Here is a 21,882-nt window from a genome sequence, read left to right on the forward strand (position 1 = left end):
CCGGCAGACGCACAGGGTGCACGGCCACTTCACAGGCCGAATGTCGGCCGACCCACGGAGGCTCAATATGAACGTCAAGACCCTGCTCGGCGCCACTGCCATCGCCACCCTCTCGCTCGTTTCCGCTGCCCGCGCCGATATCGTCATCGGCCTGATCGCGCCCGTAACCGGCCCCGTCGCCGCCTATGGCAACCAGGTGAAGAACGGGGCGGAAACCGCCATCGACGTCATCAACAAGGCCGGCGGCATCAAGGGCGAAAAGATCGTCCTGAAGATTGCCGATGATGCGGGCGAACCCAAGCAGGGCGTTTCGGCCGCCAACCAGCTGATCGGCGATGGCGTACGCTTCGTCGTCGGCCCCGTCACCTCCGGCGTCGCCATGCCGGCCTCCGATGCGCTGGCCGAGAACGGCGTCCTGATGGTCACCCCGACGGCCACCACGCCGGCCCTGACGACGCGCGGTCTTGAAACCGTGCTGCGCACCTGCGGCCGCGACGACCAGCAGGCCGATGTGGCCGCCTCCTACCTGCTGAAGCACGCCAAGGACAAGCGAGTCGCCATCATCAATGACAAGGGCGCCTATGGCAAAGGCCTGGCCGATGCCTTCAAGGCCGCGCTGAACAAGGGGGGCGTGACCGAGGTTCTCAACGAGGCCCTGACCCCGGGCGAGAAGGATTTCAGCGCCCTGACCAGCCGCATCAAGGCGGAAAACATCGATGTCGTCTATTTCGGCGGCTATCACCCGGAAGCCGGACTGCTGGTGCGGCAATTGGCCGATCTCGGCATCAAGCCGATGCTGATCGGCGGCGACGGACTTTCCAACACCGAATTTTCGAGCATTGGCGGCCCGGCCGCCGACGGCACCATTTTCACCACGGCTGCGGATGCCAGCAAGAACCCGGATGCCAAGGCCGCCGCCGAGGCGCTGGCCGCCCGCAACATTCCGATGGAAGCCTTCACGCTAAACGCCTATGCGGCGGTGGAAGTCATCAAGGCCGGCATCGAGCGCGCCGGCAGCGCCGAGGATGCGTCCGCCGTTGCCGCCGCCCTCAAATCGGGCGAACCAGTGAACACCGTTATCGGCGAGTTGACCTATGGCGAGACCGGCGACCTGACCTCGCAGACCTTCGACCTCTTCCAGTGGAAGGACAGCAAGATGGTCTCCGTCGAATAGTCCGCACACCAAAGCGCGGAAGACCGGGCCGAGCGATCTGCCCGGTCCTCTTCGGCCACCTCTGCCGCGCAGGCCTTGCGCCAACGGGCGGCCGCCGCCCCTTCCACGCCACAGGACAGACCGCTATCGTGTCGCCAGCATCAACCGGAGAGCGACACCATGAGCGATCTTGAACGCCGAATCGATCAGGGCACGGGGCGACAGCCGGCCGATATCGTCCTCAAGGGCGGCCGGTTCTTCGACCTTGTGACCGGTGAACTCTCAGCCTCCGATATCGCCATTTGCGGCGACACGATCGTCGGCACCTGCGAAGCCTATGAGGGCCGCGAGACGATCGACATTTCCGACCGGATCGTCGTGCCGGGCTTCATCGATACGCATCTGCACATCGAAAGCTCGCTCGTCACGCCGCATGAATTCGACCGATGCGTGCTGCCCTACGGGGTCACCACGGCGATCTGCGATCCGCATGAGATCGCCAATGTCATCGGCACCGAGGGTATCCAGTTCTTTCTCGATTCGGCCGAAGAGACGATCATGGACATCCGGGTCCAGCTCTCCTCCTGCGTCCCCGCCACCCATCTGGAAACCTCCGGCGCCGACCTGCCCATCGAGCGGCTCCTGCCGTTTCGGCAGCATCCGAAGGTGATCGGCCTGGCGGAATTCATGAATTTCCCCGGCGTCATCCACAAGGATCCGGGGGCGATCGCCAAGCTCGAGGCCTTCCAGGGCGGGCATATCGATGGTCATGCGCCGCTCTTGTCAGGCCTTGGCCTGAACGGCTATCTCGCCGCCGGCATCCGCACCGAACACGAGGCGACCAGCGCCGCGGAGGCCTTGGAAAAGATCCGCAAGGGCATGCATATCCTCGTGCGCGAAGGCTCGGTCTCCAAGGATCTCCACGCGCTCTTGCCGATCATGACGGAGCGGCTCTCCCCCTATCTGGCCTTGTGCACGGATGACCGCAATCCGCTGGACATTGCCGAAGAGGGCCATCTCGATTTCATGATCCGGACGGCGATCGCCCATGGCGTGGAACCGCTGGTCGCCTATCGCGCAGCCTCCATTTCCGCCGCCCGTGCCTTCCGCCTTTTCGACCGCGGCCTCGTGGCGCCCGGCTGGCGCGCCGATCTGGTGGTCGTCGATACGCTCGAAGACTGCCGGGCGGACATGGTCTTTGCCGGCGGCCGGCGCGTCACGCCCGAACTCTTCGCAAGCCGCAGACCGGTCGCGCCTGTCGGCCTCGACAGCGTCAAGGCGCGGCTGGTCAAGGCGGCCGATTTCTCGGTTCCGGTCAAAACCGAAGAACAGCCGGTGATCGGGGTTCTGCCGGGCAAGATCATTACCGAACATCGCCGCTTCCGCCTGCCCGCCTCCGGCAACCAGACCAGCGTCGATCTCGACAATGACATCATCAAGGTCGCCGTCATCGAACGGCATGGGAAGAACGGCAATCACGCCAATGGCTTCGTTCAGGGATTCGGCTTGAAGAAGGGAGCCATCGCCTCGACCGTCGGCCATGACAGCCACAATATCTGCGTGGTCGGCGTCAGCGAGGACGATATGGCGCTGGCCGTCAATCGGCTCTCCGACATCCGCGGCGGCTTCGTCGTCGTCGAGGCCGGCCGCGTCACGGGAGAAATCGCCCTGCCGGTCGCCGGGCTGATGAGTCTTGACCCTTTCGAGACGGTGCGCGATGCGCTGACGGAGCTGCGCAAGGCCGCCTATGCCCTCGGCACCACTTTGGCCGAGCCCTTCCTGCAGGTCGCCTTCCTGCCGCTGCCGGTCATTCCGCATCTGAAAATATCCGACCGTGGCATGGTGGATGTCGATCAGTTCCGCTTGCTCGACTGAGCCCTGCGGCCGGACGCGCGGCGCATGAAGGGATGGAATGCGTCAGCCGCGGCGCAGGATCATGCCGGCATGATAGAGGACATCGTTGCGGAATTCGCCATCGGCGGCAAAGCCGGCATCGTCGCGATAATCGATATGGTTGCCGCGGATCTGGTAACGGCCTTGATAAGCCCGTTCCCGGTGACCGCGTCCCTCGACATAGCGGCCGTTCGGCAGCAGTTCGTGGCGGATGAAACCGTCCTCGGTCATCCACAGGCCGGCAAAGGCATGCGTGGTCATTCTAATCTCTCCTGTCTTGCACGATGATCCGAAGAAAGAGGCGGAGCTCTTCGGGACCCGCCTCTTTCAATTCATCTCAACCGTTCATATATCGACGCCGAAGCTCGACGCGCTTGCGACGCTCGACGGATATGCGGTGTTGAACCTTGATGGTTTCGATCAGGTCCACCACGAATGTCAGCGGGCTTTCGAGCAGCCGTTGGAAATTTTGCATCTCCGTCTCCTTTCTATGGGATCTGCGTTTTGCGTTGCAGGAGCAATATGGCAAAGCTGCTGCCGAAACCGGTAGATCAGGACTCCAGAATGATTGCACAAAAATCCGGACCGCCGGATTATTTGGTGGATCATCAACATCGAAAATGCTACATCGGCGTCAGAAACCCGCAGAAATCCGGCCAAAACGGGCCGGTTCGAAGGACACTATCATGCACCAACTGCAGGAACTTTCCCGGCTGATTGCACATCACACCGAAGATGACGGGGTTTTTGCAACAGCCATTCCGCGCCTCAGCCTCGTGCGCGCGTCAAAGCCGACGGAGCCGATGCAGAGCGTGCAGCAGCCGGCGCTCTGCATCATCGCGCAGGGATCGAAGCAGGTTCTGCTTGCCGACGAGGTCTATCATTATGGTCCGGCGCGCCACCTCATCGCCTCGGCGGACCTGCCGATCACCGGACAGGTGCTGGAGGCGGATGCGCAAAAACCCTATCTCAGCCTGAAGCTCGACCTCGACATGAATGCGCTGGCCGCCCTCATGATGGATGCGCCGATTGCCTTATCCTCGGCATCGCACTCCAAGAGCTGCGGCAAGGCGCTGTGCCTCAGCCGTTCCGATCCCAAGCTCATGGATGCGGCACTGCGGCTGGTCAGCCTGCTCGACACGCCGGAGGACATTCCGGTGATGGCGCCGCTGATCGAGCGGGAAATCCTCTATCGTCTGCTGCGCGGCGACCAGGCGGCCAAGCTGCGCCGCATGCTGATGCCGGAGAGCCGGCTGTCGCAGGTGAACCGGGCGATCGCCTGGATCCGCCAGAACTACGACAAGCCGTTCAGCATCGACCAGGTGGCGCGGGAGGCGCGCATGAGCGCCTCCTCCCTGCACGAGCATTTCCGCGAGGTGACGGCGCTCAGCCCGCTGCAATATCAGAAGCAGCTGCGCTTGCAGGAGGCACGGCGGCTCATCCTCTCGGAGGCCATGGATGCGGCAAGCGCGGCGCACCGGGTCGGCTATGACAGCCCCTCCCAGTTCAGCCGGGAATATCGCCGCCTGTTCGGCGCGCCACCCATGCAGGATGTGACGCGGCTGAAGACGGAGCCGGCCGCCTATGCGCCGGTCTCCGCCTGATCCCTTATATCAAATGTCGTTATAAGGAACCGATCGCGTGGGACCGGAGGCCTTCATCCGGCGCTATCGGTTTCCATCATCGACATCTGGTATTAGAGGCGGGCGCAGAAGACGTCGAAGGCCTGCAGGCGCACCACCTTGTCCTCGACGGGCGGATTATAGCCCGGCATTGGCGTCGGATGGCAATCGGCAAGGGAGGCCGGCAGGAGGTAATCCTGCGGGGCTCGCGTCAGGTTGAAGACGAAGAGCAGCCGCTCGCCGCCCTTTTCCCGGATGAAGGCCAGAAGATCGGCCTGTGTGTCCAGGAATGTCAGGTCGCCGTCCAGCAAGGCGCCATGCGCGCGACGGAAGGCCAGAGTGCGGCGATAGTGATTGAGGATCGAGTTTTCGTCATTCTCCTGCCCGTTGACCGCCAGCGCCGTATGCTCGCCCGGAACCGGCAGCCAGCTCTTGGTGCCCTCGCTGAAGCCGCCGAGCGGCTTTTCCGTTTCCCACACCATCGGCGTGCGGCACCCGTCACGGCCCTTGAAGGCGGGCCAGAACCTGATGCCGTACGGATCGCGCAGATCCTCGAAGGATAGTTCCGCTTCCGGCAGGCCGAGCTCCTCCCCCTGGTAGAGGCAGATCGAGCCACGCAGCGTTGCGAGGACGCTGATGGCGATCTTGGCGATCGGCTCCCGCTCCTCCGGCTTCTCCATGAAGCGGGAGACATGGCGGACGACGTCATGATTGGAAAAGGCCCAGCAGACCCAGCCATTGGTGACGATTTCCTGGCATTTGGAAACCACGCCGCGAATGTGATCGGCGGTGAATCGCGGGCTCAGGAGATCGAACGTATAGCACATATGCAGCTTGTCATCGCCGCTGGTATAGATGGCAAGCGTGGTCAGCGACCGTTCCGCGTCGCCCACTTCGCCCACCGTCGTCCGGCAGTCATACTGGTCCATCAGCGAGCGCAGGCGCTTGAGGAAATTGATGTTTTCCGGCTGGCTCTTGTCATACAGATGATGCTGCATGGAATAGGGGTTCGTATCGGTTTCGAGCCCCGTGGAATTGGGGTCGTAGACCATTGGCGGATTGCTGCGCAGCTGCTTGTCGTGGAAATAATAGTTCACCGTATCCAGGCGGAAGCCATGCACGCCGCGATCCAGCCAGAATTTGACGGCCGCCAGCATGGCATCCTGCACATCCGGATTGTGGAAATTGAGATCCGGCTGCGAGGACAGGAAATTGTGCATGTAATACTGCTTGCGCACGCCATCCCATTCCCAGCCCGGACCGCCGAAGATCGACAGCCAGTTGTTGGGCGCCGTGCCGTCCGGCTTCGGATCAGCCCAGACATACCAGTCGGCTCGCGGATTGCTGCGGCTGGCGCGGCTTTCAATGAACCAGGGATGCTGATCGGATGTATGCGAGATCACCTGGTCGATGATGACCTTCAGGCCAAGCCGCTCGCATTCGGCCATCATCGCATCGAAATCGGCCAGCGTGCCGAACATCGGATCAACATTGCAGTAATCGGAGACGTCGTAGCCCATATCGGCCATGGGCGAGGTGAAGAAGGGCGAGAGCCAGATGGCATCGACACCGAGCGAGGCGATGTGCGGCAGGCGCGCGGTGATGCCCCTGATATCGCCGATGCCGTCGCCCGTCGTGTCCTGGAAGGAACGGGGATAGACCTGATAGATCACCGCGCCCCGCCACCAGTTCGGATCACCCTTGCTTATCGTTCCCGTTGCCATGCCGTCTTTGCTCCGAATTCAAACCACTAGACGACAACCTAGTGAGCTTGCAGCAAAAGACAAATGAAGATGAACCGATGATGCCCTGTCGCGACAGGCGCAAGCCTGCACTGGCGGCTTGCCTTGCCGCGCGGATCGTCCTATGCCGCTCCAGGAGACGGAGGAGCAGCAAGCCGATGGCATATCATATTCTCTCGATCGGCGAATGCATGGTGGAGCTCTCGCAGGCCGGCAATGGCCTGCTGAAGAAGGGTTTTGCCGGCGACACGCTGAATTGCGCCTGGTATCTGCGGGCCGGCCTGTCGCAAGGGTCGACGATCGACTACTTGACCTGCGTCGGCGACGATCCCTTGTCGGACGAGATGCTGGCATTCATCGAAAAGGCCGGCATCGGCACGTCGATGATCCGGCGCATCCCCTCGCGCACGCCCGGTCTCTACCTCATCTCGCTCAAGGATGGCGAACGCACCTTCAGCTATTGGCGCGACACATCCGCCGCGCGCCAGCTCGCCGAGGATGCCGACCATCTGCGCCGTGCGATCGACAAGGCGGATCTCGTCTATTTCTCCGGGATCACGCTGGCGATCCTGACGGCTTCGGCGCGCGAAACGCTGCTTTCCGAACTGCGCCGCGCCAAGGCAGCCGGCAAGACCATTGCCTATGATCCCAATATCCGGCCCAGGCTGTGGGAAGGCAAGGCGACCATGCTGGACACGATCAGCGCCGGCGCCCGTGCCGCGACCATGGTTCTGCCGAGCTTCGACGACGAGACGACGCATTTCGGCGATGCCAATATTGCCGAGACCATCGAACGCTATCAGGCGCTTGGCGCGCTGCAGGTGGTGGTCAAGAACGGCGGCCAGGGCGCGACCGTGGCGGAAGGCAGCGAGACGATCTTCGTTCCCGCCGTGCCGCCAGAGACGGTGGTGGACACGACAAGCGCCGGCGACAGTTTCAACGGCGGCCTGCTGTCGCGGCTGATCGAGGGCGCTTCCCTCTCGCAGGCTGCGGCGCATGGCGCCGCCGTGGCCTCCGTGGTGATCAGCCAGCATGGCGCGCTGATCGACCCGGCGCTGCTGCCCCGCTGACATCACCCCCCTGACATACCCCCCTGACATCACCCCCCTGACATCACGATGTAACACTCTTCGCCGATAGATGCCGCACCGTAGCCACGACAGATGAGTCGTGCGCTGGCCAGCGAGGTGCAAGTGATGACCAGAATCACCATCGTCAGCGATGCCTGGTATCCGCAGGTCAATGGCGTGGTGCGCTCCATTGAAAACACCAATCGCGAACTGAGCCGGATGGGCATCGACGTCTCGATGATCACGCCGCAGAATTTTTCGAGCGTGCCCTGCCCCACCTATCCGGAAATCCGCCTGTCCGTCGCCAGCTATTCATCGGTGGCGAAGCTTCTGGAAAGCCAGGGACCGACATCGGTGCATATCGCGACAGAAGGGCCGCTCGGGCTTTTGGCGCGCCGCTGGTGCCTGAAGAACGACCTGCCCTTTTCGACCAGCTACCACACGCGCTTTCCCGAATATGTGGCGGCGCGCTTCCCGGTGCCCATTCGCTGGATGCGCGCCTTCGTGCGCTGGTTCCACAATGCCGGCAGCGGCTGCATGGTGGCAACCGCTAGCCTGGAACGCGAACTGGCCAAGCTCGGGCTGAAAAACCTCCTGCGCTGGAGCCGCGGCATAGACCAGTCGCTCTTTCACCCGCGCCAACTGGAGGACAGGCCTTTCGGTCTGCCAAGGCCGATCTTCCTGACCGTCAGCCGGATCGCGGTGGAGAAGAACCTGCCGGCCTTTCTCGATCTCGATCTGCCGGGCTCGAAAGTGGTGATTGGCGAGGGGCCGGAGCGCGCCGAACTGCAAAGGCGCTATCCGGATGTTCTGTTTACCGGGCTGAAGACCGGCGAGGATCTCGCCCAGGCCTATGCCCAGGCCGATGTCTTCGTCTTTCCCTCAAGGACCGATACGTTCGGCAATACCATTCTCGAAGCGCTTGCCAGCGGTGTTCCGGTGGCCGCCTTTCCGGTGACGGGGCCGATCGATATCATCGAAAACGGCTCCGGCGCCGGAGCCCTGGACGAGGATCTGCGGCAGGCCTGCCTGGATGCGCTGGATTGCAGCCGCGAGAATGCCCGTCGCCTGGCGCGCAATTTCACCTGGGAAGCCGCATCCCGCCAGTTCCTGAACAATGTGCTGATCGCCCAGGGGCGCAAGACGCTGGCGCCACCGGCCGGAGGGTTCAACAGTCTGAGAACGTGATCAAGCAGCATGCCTCCGAGGAATCCGGCGTCGATAATATTGCAAATTACTGTTTTAGATTTATTATTTTTTACTTTGGATAAAAAATAAATATCACTAATTATACATGGTAGAACTGTATAGACTTAACATATTTTTGACAAAGCCCTCCTAACCTTCCGGCTCATCTTGAGAACAAGTGAGGTCGGAATGTCGAAGATCGAAGACCAGATCAAACCGTGGCCGGCGGACAGGCGGGCGATTGGCGAGACCGTCCGCGACCATGTGCTGCCGCAGCTGCGCGCGGTGCTGAAGAGCGCCTATCAGTCCGTCGGCATGCCAAACGTGCCGGAAGAGATGATGCAGCAGGAGGAGCGTAAGTTCCGGCGCATCGCAACGGGTGATTTCTCGCCGGATTACTTTCGCGAGCAGGCGGTGATTGCGCGCAGCATTGCCGCGCAGGTCTCCTATCCCGATTATCTGCAGGGCTATGCCTTTTATGGCGGCGGCCTCATCACCGCGCTTGTCGACAAATTGCGATGGACGAGCAAGAGATCGCGCGACAGCTTGATCATGTCGCTCATGCAATCGATTTTCGCGGATGTGGCGGTGGCCATGAACCACTTCTTCGCCGAAGAGAACGAGGCGCTGGAGCGCGAGCGCAAGGACCAGCGATCCATTCTCGACGGAGAATTGCGCCAGATCGAGCGCGCCGTCGCGGCCATAGGCCAGGGACTGACGCGGCTTTCCGACGGCAACCTGTCGCATCCGATCGAGGAGCCGCTCAATGCTCGATATGACGGCCTGCGCCAGGATTTCAACCTGGCGCTCGACCATTTGTCCAATGCGATGAATGCCGTTCTGCGCGTCTCGGCCAGCATCGGCACCGGGACAAGGGAGGTGACGGCGAGCATGACCGATCTCTCCGCACGCACCGAGCGGCAGGCGGCATCGCTCGAGGAAACCGCCGCGGCGATCAATCAACTGACGGCCAATGTCGCCTCTGCCAGCAGGACGACGGATGAGGCGAAAACCGTCGCCCTTGCCGCCACGCAGGCAGCCGATCAGTCGCGGGCGGTCGTCACCCGCGCCGAGCAGGCCATGCAGCGCATAGAGCAATCCTCCCAGCAGATCGCCAATATCATCAGCGTCATCGATGAAATCGCCTTCCAGACCAATCTTCTGGCGCTGAATGCCGGCGTCGAGGCGGCGCGCGCCGGGGATGCCGGCAAGGGTTTCGCCGTCGTGGCGCAGGAAGTGCGCGAGCTTGCCCAGCGCTCGGCGACCGCCGCCAAGGAAATCAAGAGCCTCATTCAGAACTCCAGCGCGGAGGTGGATGGCGGCGTGCAGCTGGTGCGCGAAACGGCCGATGCGCTCAGCATCATCGGCGAGCATATCGTCAACATCAACCGGCAGATGGACACGATTGCCACCACATCCCGCGAGCAAGCGGTCGGCCTGGCGGCGGTCAATGCCGCCATGAACGCCATGGATCAGGATACGCAGCGCAATGCGGCCATGGTCGAGGAGCTTATGGCCGCCGCCGCCACGCTGGATAGCCAGTCGGTTCTGCTGCGCGAACAGATGATGCGCTTCCGCACCGGCGCGGCAGGGACGCAAGGCGTGTCAGGGATGCACGGGATTTCAGGGACACAAGGGATGGCAGGCGTGGCACGGGCGATCGAGCCGCAGGCGGCACAGGGCCCGACACTGCGGCGGGCCGGCATGCGCGGCTGATTGTCCGGCACTGCAGATCCTCCGAGGAAACGATCCCCCGCGATGAGTGGCGCGTCATGAACGGCGCGTCATCACAGGCAGGGCACGCCGAGCGCCTCCCATCACGGCGGGCGCGCCCCATCACGGCGGGCGCGCCATCAGCGCCTCGCCTCAGCGCTTTTTGCGCTTGTTTTCGAAGGGATTTTCCGCAGCGCGTAGATGGATGCGCACCGGCACGCCGGGCATCTGGAAATCGGCGCGCAAACCATTGATCAGATAGCGCAGATAGGACTCCGGCACGGAATCCGGCCGGGTGCAGGAAATCATGAAGGCTGGCGGTCGGGCCTTGACCTGCGTCATATATTTCAGCTTCAGCCGGCGCCCGGACACCGCCGGTGGCGGATGCTGGACCTGGACGCCATCCAGCCAGCGATTGAGCTTCGCCGTCGAGATGCGCTTGTTCCAGATCTTGTCGGTATCGATGATGCTCTGCATCAGCTTGTCGAGACCATAGCCGGTCTGCCCGGCAATCGGCACGGCGCGGATGCCGCGCGCCTGCGGCAGGAGCCGCTCCGTCTTCTCCCGCAGATCCGCGAGAACCGCCTGCGGCTCGTCCACGAGATCCCATTTGTTGAAGGCCAGCACGGCAGCGCGGCCTTCGCGCAGCACCAGATCGACGATCTGCAGATCCTGCTTCTCGAAGGGGATGGTGGCATCGAAGACGATGACGACGGTTTCCGCGAAACGGATGGCCCGCAGCGTATCGGCGACCGACAGTTTTTCGAGCTTTTCCTGCACGCGGGCCTTGCGGCGCATGCCGGCCGTATCGAACATCTTGATCGTTCGGCCGCGCCAATCCCATTCGACGGAGATGGAATCGCGCGTGATGCCGGCTTCGGGGCCGGTCAAGAGCCGGTCTTCGCCGAGAAAGCGGTTGATCAGCGTGGATTTTCCGGCATTCGGGCGCCCGACGATCGCCACGCGCAGCGGCTTTGTCTCGTCATAGGCGGGCTCGGCCTCGTCATCCTCGTCATCCGGCAGGAAGACAGAGACATCCGTAACCGCCTCATCCTCGTCGTCATCGCGAAATGCCCGTTCCGGGCCGATGGCCTCCACGATAGCATCGCGCAGATCGATCATGCCCTGGCCATGTTCCGCCGAAATCGGCACAGGCTCGCCAAGGCCGAGCGTATAGGAATCGTAAAAGCCGCTATCGGAGCCGCGGGCTTCGGATTTATTGGCCACCAGCACCACGGGCTTGCCGCGGCGGCGCAACATTTCCGCCAGCGCCTGGTCGACCGGCGTCAGCCCCAGCTTGGCGTCCACCACGAAGAGCGACAGATCCGCTTCGTCGATGGCCTTTTCCGTCTGCGCGCGCATGCGCCCTTCGAGGGATTCGGCATCCGCCTCTTCCAGGCCGGCCGTATCGATGATGCGGAAACGCAGGTCGACCAGCTTGGCATCGCCCGGCCGGCGGTCGCGGGTCACGCCCGGCGTATCGTCCACCAGCGCGAGCTTCTTGCCCACCAGACGGTTGAAGAGCGTGGACTTGCCGACATTCGGACGCCCGACGATGGCGACAGTGAAACTCATGACGCGTGCCTTTCTGGCCTTCTGATTCGGTCGGAGCGCTTCCGGTGCGACAGGATCACCCCGCCGCTCCAACCCTTTGTTCTGATGCATTTCCCATGCAAAGCCGGCCGCGTCATCCTCTTGGAGACTGGACCGGGCCGGTACGCTTACGAGGCAGCCTTGCCCGAAGCGGCAATCGTATCCAGCATGATCTGCGCCCGATTGGCAATATTGCGCGGCGCTTCCGCGTCATCGGCAATCATCTGAAACCATTCCTTGGCCTTGGTCAGGTCGCCGGCCTTGAAGGCGGAGAGACCGAGCGCCTCGCGCGCCGAGTGCCGCAGCGCATGGTTCGGCGTCGCCATGACTTCGACCTCGGCCGAAACCTGGTCATAGGTGCCGGTATCGATCAGGATCCAGGCTGCCCGCATCTTGGCGAGATCACGCAGCACCTCCGGAACATTCGTATCGGTCGACACAGCCTTGAAGGCGGCCACGGCGCCCGCCTTGTCGCCCTTTTGCGACAGAAGCGTGGCCGAGCGCAGCTGCGCCAGAACCGGATAGGCGCCGCCGCCATCCTGTTCCAGCTGGTCCAGCGCCGCGAGCGCCTCATCCGTCTTGCCGTCCTTGGCAAGGTTCAAGGCCGAAAGGAACTGGTCTCCATAGACGGAGGCATTATGCGCGTGCCAATATTCATAGCCGCGAAAGCCCGCCGTTCCCAGCACGATCACAACCGCGCCGCCGATGATGAAGGGGCGAAAGCGGCGCCAGAAGCCGGAAATCTGCTCGGAGCGCAGTTCGTCATTCACCTCGCGGATAAAGCTGTCGTTATCGTGTGCCATGCCCAACCTTGGCCGCGCTGAGACGGCCCCTGACCTAGAAAGCTTGCCTTCTAACCTATTTTGCGCCTGATGTAATACCAAATCTCGATGATTTGAACCGATTCGGCCGCAGCTCTCGCGGATGAAGTTTGGCGCGTCCCCCCACCTCTTCCCCGCCCTTTGCAAACGCTGCGGGATGGACCGGCACGCGATGACAGCCCGCCGCCCGGGAGCGGAGGCTGTCGATGGGCACGTGCTGCTTTGCCGCTCAACGACCCGAATGATTGGTCACGGCTCCGGAATTCTCCGCGTTCTGCGTCGGGTTCTGGTTGATCGTGTTGCGATCTCCCTGGATGGTGCTGCTGACAATGGTCTGCGACCCGATCGACTGGATCGTTCCTTGCGAGCCGGTCGAAACGAGGCTGCGCTTGCGCGCGGCATTGACCTGGCCGGCGGTAATGCCGTTCTGCGCATGCATCGCAGCCGATTCGTAGGCGCCGGACACGGCAACGCCGCCATTCACCGCACCCCAACCAAGTCCTGCCGTGTAACTATCCGCCATGACAGGCCCGGCGGACAAAAGAATCAGGCCGGACATGGCCATCATTTTACGATATCCTGATATTCTAATATTATTCAGCATTTGCGTTGTTCCCGTCCTTCTCATAGCGTGACTTTCAAGATTGCATGTCTATTGCCGGTCACAACACTATTTACTTGGCTTTTTCTTCAATATTTATGAAGAGCGACGCCAGTATTCGCCTGTCTGTTCCTATGGTTTATTTTTCGATAACGCAGGCAATAGTTGGTCGCATCAGCCAGATGTGCAAAGTCAACTTTAATATAGATTGGGCAAACTCTCTGAAGTCATAATACAAAATTTCGAGTGTTCGGAAATTTTAGCATAGTCCTGCTCATATATGCGCTATTCCTTAACAACAAGTCAGCGATGATTGCCGTGTTTAACGCAAAATTAACCATGTTTTCCTATTGATCGGACATCACAACCTTTAGGAGTTGTTACTGATGTTCGAGATCCGGACTTTTGGAACCATATTGCTGACTTGCTCGATGCTCGGTGGCTGCGCCCACCGCCAGGATCTCGCCTCCACGGACAATCCGGATGGTGTCACCACGGCCAGCACGCCGAAGATCGTCCTGCCCTATTCGACAACCGATACGATTCTGGACTGCATCCGCGACTACAAGCTGATCAAGGGCGTGACCTTCGTTGTCGGCCCCTTCGCAGACAGCACGGGCAAGGTGAATGCCAATGCCGCGGGTTCCACCGGCAATTTCCTGCCGCAAGGCGGCAGCGCCTCCTATATCACCGAAGCGATCAAGCGGGCGGGCGGCGAGGTCATATCGACCTATTTCGGCCAGCCGCGAAAGGCCATTCCTGCCCGCTACGCGATCAACGGCATCTTCAACAGCCTGGATTTCGGAACGACGACGCAAACCGATATGCGCGTCGGCGGCATAGGGCCGACCCTGTCGAAGGGCTGGGCGCAATTGTCTCTGACGATCCAGCTCGACGAGCTTGCCACCAATGTGAACCGGCAGATCAGCATGGTACAGCGCCCCGTCCGCTATTCCTCGATCGGCATCGGCATCGGCCGCAGCTTCGGCGATACGCTCGTCTCCGGCGCGGCGACGCTGCAGAATCAGGAAAGGCTGCAATTCGAATCCCTCAACGGACCGATTGCCCTCGGGGTTGCAGATGTGATCCTGAAGGAATTTCCCAAGGCGCGCATGTTCTGCGCCTTGCCGCCGACCACCCTGCCGGCTGCGCCCGACAATCCTGCCCGGCTGATCACGGCCTCGGTGCCGGTCAATCCGGCGCCGGATCAGAAACCCCTTGCCCCTGAAAAACAAGGTCCGGGCGCCAAGGCGCCGCTGGGCGCTTCGGTGCAAAGCGTGCATATGCCTGTTACCTTGACCACTCCGGCACCGGTCAATGCGACCCTGACTGATCCGACTCGGACCAATCCACCCCAGACTAATCCTGGCAAGGCGAAACCGGGCCATACCGGCAAGCCCCAGAATGGCGAGACCCAGACCCTGCATCTGCTGTCATCGCCCGTTCCGGCCGCATCGGTGCCCGCCCCGCAGGGCGCAGCCGGTCCGGGCCTCGTCATGCCGGCTGCGAACCCGCCCCTGCAGCCGCGCGTCCGGGCCGCAGGCTCGGAGGAGCCTGGCACGGCCGGCGGCAGCCACGATAATTGATAGCAGCATTTGCCGGCCCAGCGACATGCGGGAAACGCGCGCGCGATCCCCAGAGTGAGAGGTACAAAGTGAGATCCGCTAGGTCTGGTCGCGGGTGGGAGGCGCCGGCAAAAGGGCTTTAGTGACCGAGGGCCACATTCAGTTCCGCCAGGCTCCAGGCACCGCTTTCCGACAGATAGGTGACATCGAATTCGATCGGCAGAGGCTGCATGGGGAAGCTCCCCGTCAGCCTCACCGCCTTTTCAGCGGCAATATCGCCGGAAAAGATGGTCATGACCGGCTCCGTCACCAGGGTTGCGAGGAAATTCACCTTCTGGTCGCGCATGGCTTTGAACATTTGCGCCAGCTGTTCATCCGTCACGCTCTCCCGAAACCGGCTGGTGCCGAGACTGACGAGACCGGAATAGTTGCCGCTTCGATTGGCCTGATCGATGGCGGCCATCAAAGAGCGCAGCAAAGCAAGATAGGCAGGGTCGATCGCTGGGATTGTCGCAGCCCTTGCCGCCTCCGGATTGGCCGAGGCATTCGCGACGGGTGCCGGTCTGTTCGGGGCGGGTGCCGAAACCGGTGCCAAAGCCGGATTGGCAGCGGCATGATGGCCCGGCTTAGCGGAGGCGGCAGAGCGTCGGGCGGCAGGCGCATGGGACCGGCGGACCGGCTGGCGATGGGCGCGACGTTCGGCGGGCAAGGGACCGACCGAGGGAACGCTTTCCGGCAGGCGCCATCCGTCCATCGTCTGCGGCGCCACCAACTGGGCCCCAGTCTGGGCCCAAGCCTGGGCCAAAGTCTGAGCCTCTCTCTGGGCCTCTCTCTGGCATCGCGCGCAGCCGGCCGAGGCGGGCATCGCGCCCGAGGAGACCAGCAGGATGGCCGAGAGGATCGATCGGAGCAGCGGGGCTGGGGCGGTCATGGATCTCTTCGCAGACGAGGTTGGCAGACTGATTTTCAAGACTGATTTCGAAGACTGGCTTTGAAGGCTGGCTTTGAAGGCTGGTCGGGCAGAACGGGTCGCCGTCGGAATTCGCAGCCCATTTTCTTGCAAGGGCGAGAAACGGAGAAAGGATCAGGGGCCGCGCGAGGCAGCCCCTGACGATATTGGCTGCGATCAATTGTGCAGCGAAGCGAAGCTGACCGAGGCAGAGGCACCCACGGCGCTGGACGAGATGCTTGCACCCGTGCCGAACATGGTGCCGGCGCTGAGATTGGTCAGGTTATTGGTGACCGGGCCGGCATTGATGGCGTTCTGGGTGACCGAGCTCAGATCCGCGATCAGGACAGGGCCGCCATTGATGGAGACGGCGTTCTTGCTGACGGAGGCGCCGGTGGCCGAGGCCGAGAGGCTTGCGCCGATGCCGTTCAGGGACGTCGCGACCAGCGAGCTGGCATTGTTTGCAACGAGACCGGTATTGGTCGCCGACTGGTTGATCGGACCGGACGAGGTCGAGGAGATGAGGCCCGGATTGCCGATATTGGCGACAGTCTGCGAGGACGAAGCGCCCGTGGCCGAGGCGGAGACGCTGGCGGCGGCACCGACGACATTGCCGACAGAAATCGTGCTCACATGGTTGACCACCGAGCCGCTGTTTTCCGACACCTGCGTCAGGCCGAGGTTGATGGCAGCGACATTCGGATCGTTCGACCCCATGACGACCAGCGAATGCGCGTTGGATGCACCCGTGGCGCCCACCGAAACGCTTGCGCCGGTGCCGGTGACATCGCCCGTGGCCACGTCGGTGGCACTGTTGACGATCACGCCGGTATTGGTGGCGGCCTGGTTGACGGCGCCGGTGAGGAAGGCCGCTTTACCCGCGGAGTCGATCAGCACGGTGGACACACCGTTGGAAGCGCCCGATGCCGAAACCGAAACGCTGGCGCCATTGCCGCCGACCGTGCCGGCCGTGACACTGCCCGCGCCGATCTGGTTGGAAACCGTGGCATAGTTGGAGGCGTCCTGGCTGACATTGCCGGTCTGCAGATAGGTGCCGGCGGGCAGGCTCGCCGAAACGAAGTTCTGCGAGACGCCGTTCGAGGCGCCCGTTGCGCTGACGCTGACCGAGGAGGCGGCACCCTGCAGCGACTGAACCGCCACATCCTGCACCAGATTGGACACGCGGCCGGCATTGTCGGCGCGCTGATCGACATCACCCATGGTGAAATTGATGACGCCGTCCTTGCCGAGGACGAACAGCGATGCGCCGCTGGCGGCACCGGTAGCCGAGACGGAGACGCTGGACGCTGCGCCCAGATCCGAGCCCCTGCCGACGCTGACAAAGCCGGTTTCATTGGTGACCGAACCGGTGTTGATGCTTGCCTGGTTCACATTGCCGATGCCGCCGACCGGAGCGACCGTCAGCCCGCCCTGCTGCTGCGAGGTGCTGAGGGAGGAAACGGAAACGCTGGTGCGCGCGCCGGTGGCGGAGGAGGACACCGACTGCGCAGTGCCGCTCATCTGGTCGACCGAGAGGCTCTGGACGGAATTCACGACGCTGCCGGAATTGTCGCTCAACTGCGAAACCTTATCCATGGCGAAAGCGGAAGCGGAGATCGACAGTGCCGAAACCGTCACAAGCAGGCCCTTGATATTCATAATGGTAACTCCCTGTTGTCTATTCTTCCCGGCGTTTCTCTGCACCGGTCGCCTGCCCTGCGCAGGCTTTGGGTTAACAATGCGTAAAGACCTATAGCTTCACGAAAGCAGAATAACAATGGTTAACTGCTGGTTTATCCGACTATAAGTGGCTGAAATCCATGTTATAATTAATATCAAGAATCTGTACCAAGAAGAGATTCCTCAGTATACTATGAGATATACATAATTTAGTGATATTCGACTTGAGCAGGAATTGTCCCGTTTCGATGCAGCCGCGGCACCTCAAGCCCATCGGATGTGCTTTTCCGACCCGATCGGGGCCGGCGCCGCGGCTTTGCCGCATTCGCACCCGACAAGGACCGCCCTTTATGACATTCGATCCGAAGGAGTTGTCTTGCGCCGCCCAGCATGTTCCGGAACTGCCCTCTCCCGCGCTTGCGCGGTGTCTTCGGCCGGCCGCTCGGCCCTCCGCCGTGCCGGCCTCGCCGTCAACATCGCCTTCAGCCTCGTCTTCGGCTTGGCGGCAGGCGGGCTCACGGCCTTTCCGGCTTTGGCCGAGACTGCGGCAAAACCGAAACAGCTTCTGCTGATGTCCTTCGATGGTGCCGGCAGCAATCCGCTCTGGGAGAGGAGCCGGCGCATGGCCGAGCGCGTCAATGCGCGCTTCACCTATTTCCTCTCCTGCACGCTGGTGATCGATTGGGAGCGGGCGCGCAGCTACAAGGGTCCGCACCACGCGGCCGGCCGGTCGAATATCGGCTTTGCCCAGACGAAGGATGAGGCCCTTGCCCGCCTCGACCATGTCTGGCAGGCGCACAGGGAAGGACACGAAATCGCCAGCCACACCTGCGGACATTTCGACGGGCGCGCGTGGAGCGTTGAGGATTGGCGGGCGGAGATGCAGAGCTTTCGCACCGTTCTGTCCAATGGCTTTGCGGATCTCGGCGCCGCAAAGGACGAACCGGAAGGCTGGCGTGCTTTCGTTGCGGCGATCGAGGGCTTCCGCGCGCCCTATCTCTCCACCTCGAAGGCCTTGGCCGAGGCGGAGAGGCTCGAAGGCTTCACCTATGATGCCAGCGGCGTCACCAAGGGGCCGCAGCTGCCGCAGCAGACAGACGGCGTCCTGTCCTTCGGCCTGCCGCTGATTCCGGAAGGGCCGCAGGCCCGCAAAATCATTGCCATGGACTATAATCTCTATATGCGCCATTCCTCCGGCACCGAGAAGCCGGATCAATCGGCACAATTCGAGGAACGCGCCTATCAGGCCTTTCGCAGCGCCTTCGATGCGCAATATGAGGGCGATCGGATTCCGCTGCAGATCGGCCTGCACTTCGTCGAGATGAATGCCGGAGCCTATTGGCGGGCCATGGAGCGACTGGCGAGCGATGTCTGCGCGCGTCCCGATGTCGGCTGCATCACCTATCGGGAGGCGGCAGAGCTCTTGCGCGCCAGCGAAAAACCGCCGGCAGGCTCCGGGCTCTAGAGCAGGTCCAGCAAAAGTGCGTCAGCGGTTTTGCGTCCGGACTGCGTAGAAACAAAGAGATCGAGCGTTTCAGGTGATCCCGTTTTTACCCGAAATGCACTCTCGGCTCATTGCGCGCCGTCCTGCCGTCAGCCCGTCCGAATGATCAGCCCTGCATCCATCATCAGCCGGTTTCGATGGTCAGCGAAGCGAGGCGATCTTCAGATCCACTGAAGACAGCGCCCGGTCCACATGGCCGTCGAAGACCAGCTCCGCTTCATTGGCAAGCACCTCTATATCCGGCAGCCCGGTCAGTCTCACCTGCAGCGATTGACGCAGGCCCTCGACCATGCCGGCCGACAGGAGATCGTAGAACCGCGTGCCCGGGCCCGTGACCACCACGGGCATGTTTTCATACAGGCTGAGAACCCGCGATAGCCCCTGCCCCAGTGCCAGTCCGGCCTGGCGGAACGCATATTGCGCCATTCTCGCCCCCTGCCGTGCGGAAGCGGCAATCTTGTCCATTTCTGTAAGCGGCACGAATTTGGCGGGAATGGTGTTGGGCGGCACCTGGAAAGCCAGCCTCAATATGCCGTAGAAGCCGGCCGTCGCCTCGATACAACCGCGCGACCCGCAGCGGCAGAGGCGGTCGTCGAGCGCGTTCAGCATATGGCCGAAATTCGGGGCGCTGACATTTAAGCCGGGCAAGCTGGACAAACCGGACAAACCGGGCAGCCCCGGCAGGCCGGAAAGCCCTGGCAGTTCGCGCAGCTCGCCGCCCCCCGGCCGGGCTATGCCGAGCCCGATGCTGTGGCCGAGCGACAAAGCGATCAGCCCGGCGGCGGCCTTGTCCGGCACGCTCAGGATGCGGCGGCGCGCGGCGGCATGCGCCACCAGCAGCGTCTCATTGCTGACGAACAGGCTGGCAGACGGACAGGCCGCGACAAGCGGCGAGAAATCGACGTTTCGCTCGCCGAAGACCGGCGACCAGACCAGCCGGCCCGCTTCCGCATCCACCATGCCCTTGCTCGACAGCGAGATGGCACCGATCTGCGAAGCGCCAATGCGCGAGCGCTGCGACAGCCTGGCAATCGCCTCCTCGATCTCGGCGACCAGGCCCTCCGGCGTGCCCTCGACGATCGTGCGCGGCCGGCTGAACCGGTCGATCATCGTGCCGCCGTAATCGGCCAGCGCATAATGCAGCTGATCGGAGGAAATCTGTACGGCCACCACATGGGAAAAATCGCGGCGGCGGGCAAAATGCACCCGCGGCCGCCCACGATTGCCTGATCCGGCCTGCTCGCGCCTTTCGATTGCGCCCAGCCGCTCCAGATCGGCGGTGACCGCCGTCACGGTGGCGGACGCCAGGCCCGTGCGTTCCGAAATCTCGGTATGCGACAGCGCCCCGGCCGCGCGAAGCGCCGTCAGCACGACGGCGAGATTGTGCCGGCGCAGCTGCTCCGTGCCCGGCTTGGCAATGGCTGCACGCAGCGGAAGCGCAGTGGCGGAAGGCGAAGGCATGGCAGGTGGCATAGCGGGTCGCATGTCGTCCGGGCGTGTTTTAGACTTGCCGACTTTGGTGGTGTTGACAGGCAGATCATCATCTGACAGATATTTTCTCGACTGTCGAGAAAAACAATCTCCCTGACGGGTTGGGGCTGGATCGACGGTTTACTTTGAGAAGCGGGAGAGGCAGACGAGGAGGTCGGCCCCCGCGCCAAACGGGAGGTTTACATGAAATCAGTGTTGAAGCTGATGGCAGCTGCTGCCGTCATCACGGCCGTTCACGCTCCGGCTTTCGCCAAGGACAAGGTCATTGGCGTATCCTGGTCCAACTTCCAGGAAGAGCGTTGGAAGACGGATGAAGCAGCCATCAAGAAGGCGCTCGAGGCATCCGGCGACAAATACATCTCCGCCGACGCGCAATCCTCCGCCGCCAAGCAGCTGACCGATATCGAAAGCCTGATCGCGCAGGGCGCCAATGCCCTCATCGTTCTGGCGCAGGATTCGTCCGCCATCGGCCCGGCCATCGAAAAGGCAGCCGCGGAAGGCATTCCGGTCGTCGGCTATGACCGCCTGATCGAAAACCCGGCGGCCTTCTACATCACCTTCGACAATAAGGAAGTCGGCCGCCTGCAGGCAAAGGAAGTCTTCAAGGTGAAGCCGGAAGGCAATTACGTCTTCATCAAGGGCTCGTCTTCCGATCCGAACGCCGATTTCCTCTTCGCCGGCCAGATGGAAGTGCTGAAGGCCGCCATGGATTCCGGCAAGGTCAAGAATGTCGGCGAGGCCTATACCGACGGTTGGAAGCCTGAAAATGCCCAGAAGAACATGGAACAGTTCCTGACCAAGAACAACAACAAGGTGGATGCCGTCGTGGCATCGAATGACGGCACGGCCGGCGGCGCCATCGCGGCGCTTTCCGCCCAGGGCCTGGCCGGATCCGTTCCGGTCTCCGGTCAGGACGGCGATGCGGCGGCGCTCAACCGCGTCGCGCTCGGCACCCAGACCGTCTCCGTCTGGAAGGACGCGCGCGAACTGGGCAAGAATGCCGCCGAGATCGCCGTGGCGCTGGCCGATGGCAAGACCATGGACGAGATCAAGGGCGTGCAGACCTTTGACGGCGGCCCGCAGAAGGTGCCGATGAAGTCCGTCTTCCTGACCCCGATGGCGATCACCAAGGACAATCTGAACGTCGTCATCGACGCCGGCTGGATCACCAAGGCCGCTGCCTGCCAGGGCGTGAAGGCCGGCACGCTGAAGGCCTGCGATTGATCTGACAAAGAGCATGGCCGGCGCGTCGCACAAGCGGCGACGCGCCAACCGCCCGTTCCCCGTCCCGACCAGG

At 62.4% G+C, this 21,882-nt stretch carries 17 protein-coding genes and 1 pseudogene; 9 read left to right on the plus strand and 9 right to left on the minus strand.

The features are described 5' to 3' along the window. Positions 1-67 precede the first annotated feature (67 nt). The gene (locus tag QTJ18_RS16320) at positions 68-1,174 is read left to right on the plus strand and encodes an ABC transporter substrate-binding protein (RefSeq protein WP_252751232.1); all 1,107 of its coding nucleotides are present in this window, start codon (positions 68-70) and stop codon (positions 1,172-1,174) included. Positions 1,175-1,333: 159 nt separating this feature from the next. Further along, positions 1,334-3,028: an adenine deaminase gene (ade, locus tag QTJ18_RS16325; protein ID WP_252751233.1), complete on the plus strand. Its 1,695-nt coding sequence runs from the start codon at positions 1,334-1,336 to the stop codon at positions 3,026-3,028. Positions 3,029-3,070: 42 nt separating this feature from the next. Here ade and QTJ18_RS16330 read toward each other — a convergent pair. Together QTJ18_RS16330 and QTJ18_RS16335 are read right to left on the minus strand one after the other, a co-directional pair. Further along, a pseudogene (locus tag QTJ18_RS16330) lies at positions 3,071-3,292 on the minus strand (Atu4866 domain-containing protein); the annotation flags it as partial. Positions 3,293-3,383: 91 nt separating this feature from the next. Continuing rightward, positions 3,384-3,521 (minus strand): hypothetical protein, encoded by a 138-nt coding sequence (locus tag QTJ18_RS16335; protein WP_252751235.1) that lies wholly within the window; start codon positions 3,519-3,521, stop codon positions 3,384-3,386. Between the two features lie 211 nt (positions 3,522-3,732). Here QTJ18_RS16335 and QTJ18_RS16340 point away from each other — a divergent pair, with 211 nt between their 5' ends. After that, positions 3,733-4,650 carry an AraC family transcriptional regulator gene (locus QTJ18_RS16340; protein ID WP_252751236.1) on the plus strand — a complete coding sequence of 306 codons (918 nt, stop codon included), beginning with the start codon at positions 3,733-3,735 and terminating at the stop codon, positions 4,648-4,650. Positions 4,651-4,742: 92 nt separating this feature from the next. On the opposite strand, the gene bglA is transcribed toward QTJ18_RS16340, so the two are convergent. After that, a complete protein-coding gene (bglA, locus tag QTJ18_RS16345) occupies positions 4,743-6,392 on the minus strand; it encodes a beta-galactosidase BglA (RefSeq protein WP_252751237.1) in 1,650 nt (549 codons plus the stop codon). A 176-nt stretch (positions 6,393-6,568) separates the two neighbouring features. Between bglA and QTJ18_RS16350 the strand changes: the two genes are divergently transcribed. The 3 genes from QTJ18_RS16350 (at position 6,569) to QTJ18_RS16360 (ending at position 10,384) form a co-directional block, all read left to right on the plus strand. Beyond that, the gene (locus QTJ18_RS16350; protein ID WP_252751238.1) at positions 6,569-7,480 is read left to right on the plus strand and encodes a sugar kinase; all 912 of its coding nucleotides are present in this window, start codon (positions 6,569-6,571) and stop codon (positions 7,478-7,480) included. A gap of 126 nt (positions 7,481-7,606) precedes the next feature. Then, a complete protein-coding gene (locus QTJ18_RS16355; protein WP_252751239.1) occupies positions 7,607-8,668 on the plus strand; it encodes a glycosyltransferase family 4 protein in 1,062 nt (353 codons plus the stop codon). Between the two features lie 189 nt (positions 8,669-8,857). Then, positions 8,858-10,384: a methyl-accepting chemotaxis protein gene (locus QTJ18_RS16360; protein WP_252751240.1), complete on the plus strand. Its 1,527-nt coding sequence runs from the start codon at positions 8,858-8,860 to the stop codon at positions 10,382-10,384. A 150-nt stretch (positions 10,385-10,534) separates the two neighbouring features. Here QTJ18_RS16360 and der read toward each other — a convergent pair whose 3' ends face one another. From der to QTJ18_RS16375, 3 genes are all read right to left on the minus strand, one after another. Beyond that, positions 10,535-11,956 carry a ribosome biogenesis GTPase Der gene (der, locus tag QTJ18_RS16365; RefSeq protein WP_252751241.1) on the minus strand — a complete coding sequence of 474 codons (1,422 nt, stop codon included), beginning with the start codon at positions 11,954-11,956 and terminating at the stop codon, positions 10,535-10,537. Between the two features lie 146 nt (positions 11,957-12,102). Next, positions 12,103-12,777 carry a tetratricopeptide repeat protein gene (locus QTJ18_RS16370; protein WP_252751242.1) on the minus strand — a complete coding sequence of 225 codons (675 nt, stop codon included), beginning with the start codon at positions 12,775-12,777 and terminating at the stop codon, positions 12,103-12,105. A gap of 247 nt (positions 12,778-13,024) precedes the next feature. After that, on the minus strand, positions 13,025-13,363 hold the full coding sequence (locus tag QTJ18_RS16375) for a hypothetical protein (protein WP_252751243.1): 339 nt from the start codon (positions 13,361-13,363) through the stop codon (positions 13,025-13,027). Between the two features lie 419 nt (positions 13,364-13,782). Between QTJ18_RS16375 and QTJ18_RS16380 the strand changes: the two genes are divergently transcribed. Continuing rightward, positions 13,783-14,982, plus strand: coding sequence for a hypothetical protein (locus tag QTJ18_RS16380; RefSeq protein WP_252751244.1), 1,200 nt, complete (start codon positions 13,783-13,785; stop codon positions 14,980-14,982). Positions 14,983-15,100: 118 nt separating this feature from the next. Here QTJ18_RS16380 and QTJ18_RS16385 read toward each other — a convergent pair whose 3' ends face one another. Both QTJ18_RS16385 and QTJ18_RS16390 read right to left on the minus strand, forming a co-directional pair. After that, entirely contained in the window at positions 15,101-15,892 is a 792-nt protein-coding gene (locus QTJ18_RS16385; protein WP_252751245.1) for a hypothetical protein, read from the minus strand. Between the two features lie 195 nt (positions 15,893-16,087). After that, entirely contained in the window at positions 16,088-17,569 is a 1,482-nt protein-coding gene (locus tag QTJ18_RS16390; protein ID WP_252751246.1) for a beta strand repeat-containing protein, read from the minus strand. Between the two features lie 496 nt (positions 17,570-18,065). Between QTJ18_RS16390 and QTJ18_RS16395 the strand changes: the two genes are divergently transcribed. Continuing rightward, positions 18,066-19,055 carry a polysaccharide deacetylase family protein gene (locus QTJ18_RS16395; RefSeq protein WP_489667172.1) on the plus strand — a complete coding sequence of 330 codons (990 nt, stop codon included), beginning with the start codon at positions 18,066-18,068 and terminating at the stop codon, positions 19,053-19,055. A 180-nt stretch (positions 19,056-19,235) separates the two neighbouring features. Here the strand turns inward: QTJ18_RS16395 and QTJ18_RS16400 are convergent, their stop codons facing one another. Next, positions 19,236-20,555 (minus strand): ROK family transcriptional regulator, encoded by a 1,320-nt coding sequence (locus QTJ18_RS16400; RefSeq protein WP_252751247.1) that lies wholly within the window; start codon positions 20,553-20,555, stop codon positions 19,236-19,238. Positions 20,556-20,768: 213 nt separating this feature from the next. Between QTJ18_RS16400 and xylF the strand changes: the two genes are divergently transcribed. Beyond that, positions 20,769-21,809, plus strand: coding sequence for a D-xylose ABC transporter substrate-binding protein (gene xylF, locus QTJ18_RS16405; RefSeq protein WP_252751248.1), 1,041 nt, complete (start codon positions 20,769-20,771; stop codon positions 21,807-21,809). Positions 21,810-21,882: the final 73 nt, after the last annotated feature.

The sequence above is a fragment of the Rhizobium sp. SSA_523 genome (assembly GCF_030435705.1).
In the GTDB taxonomy this organism is placed as follows: domain Bacteria; phylum Pseudomonadota; class Alphaproteobacteria; order Rhizobiales; family Rhizobiaceae; genus Neorhizobium.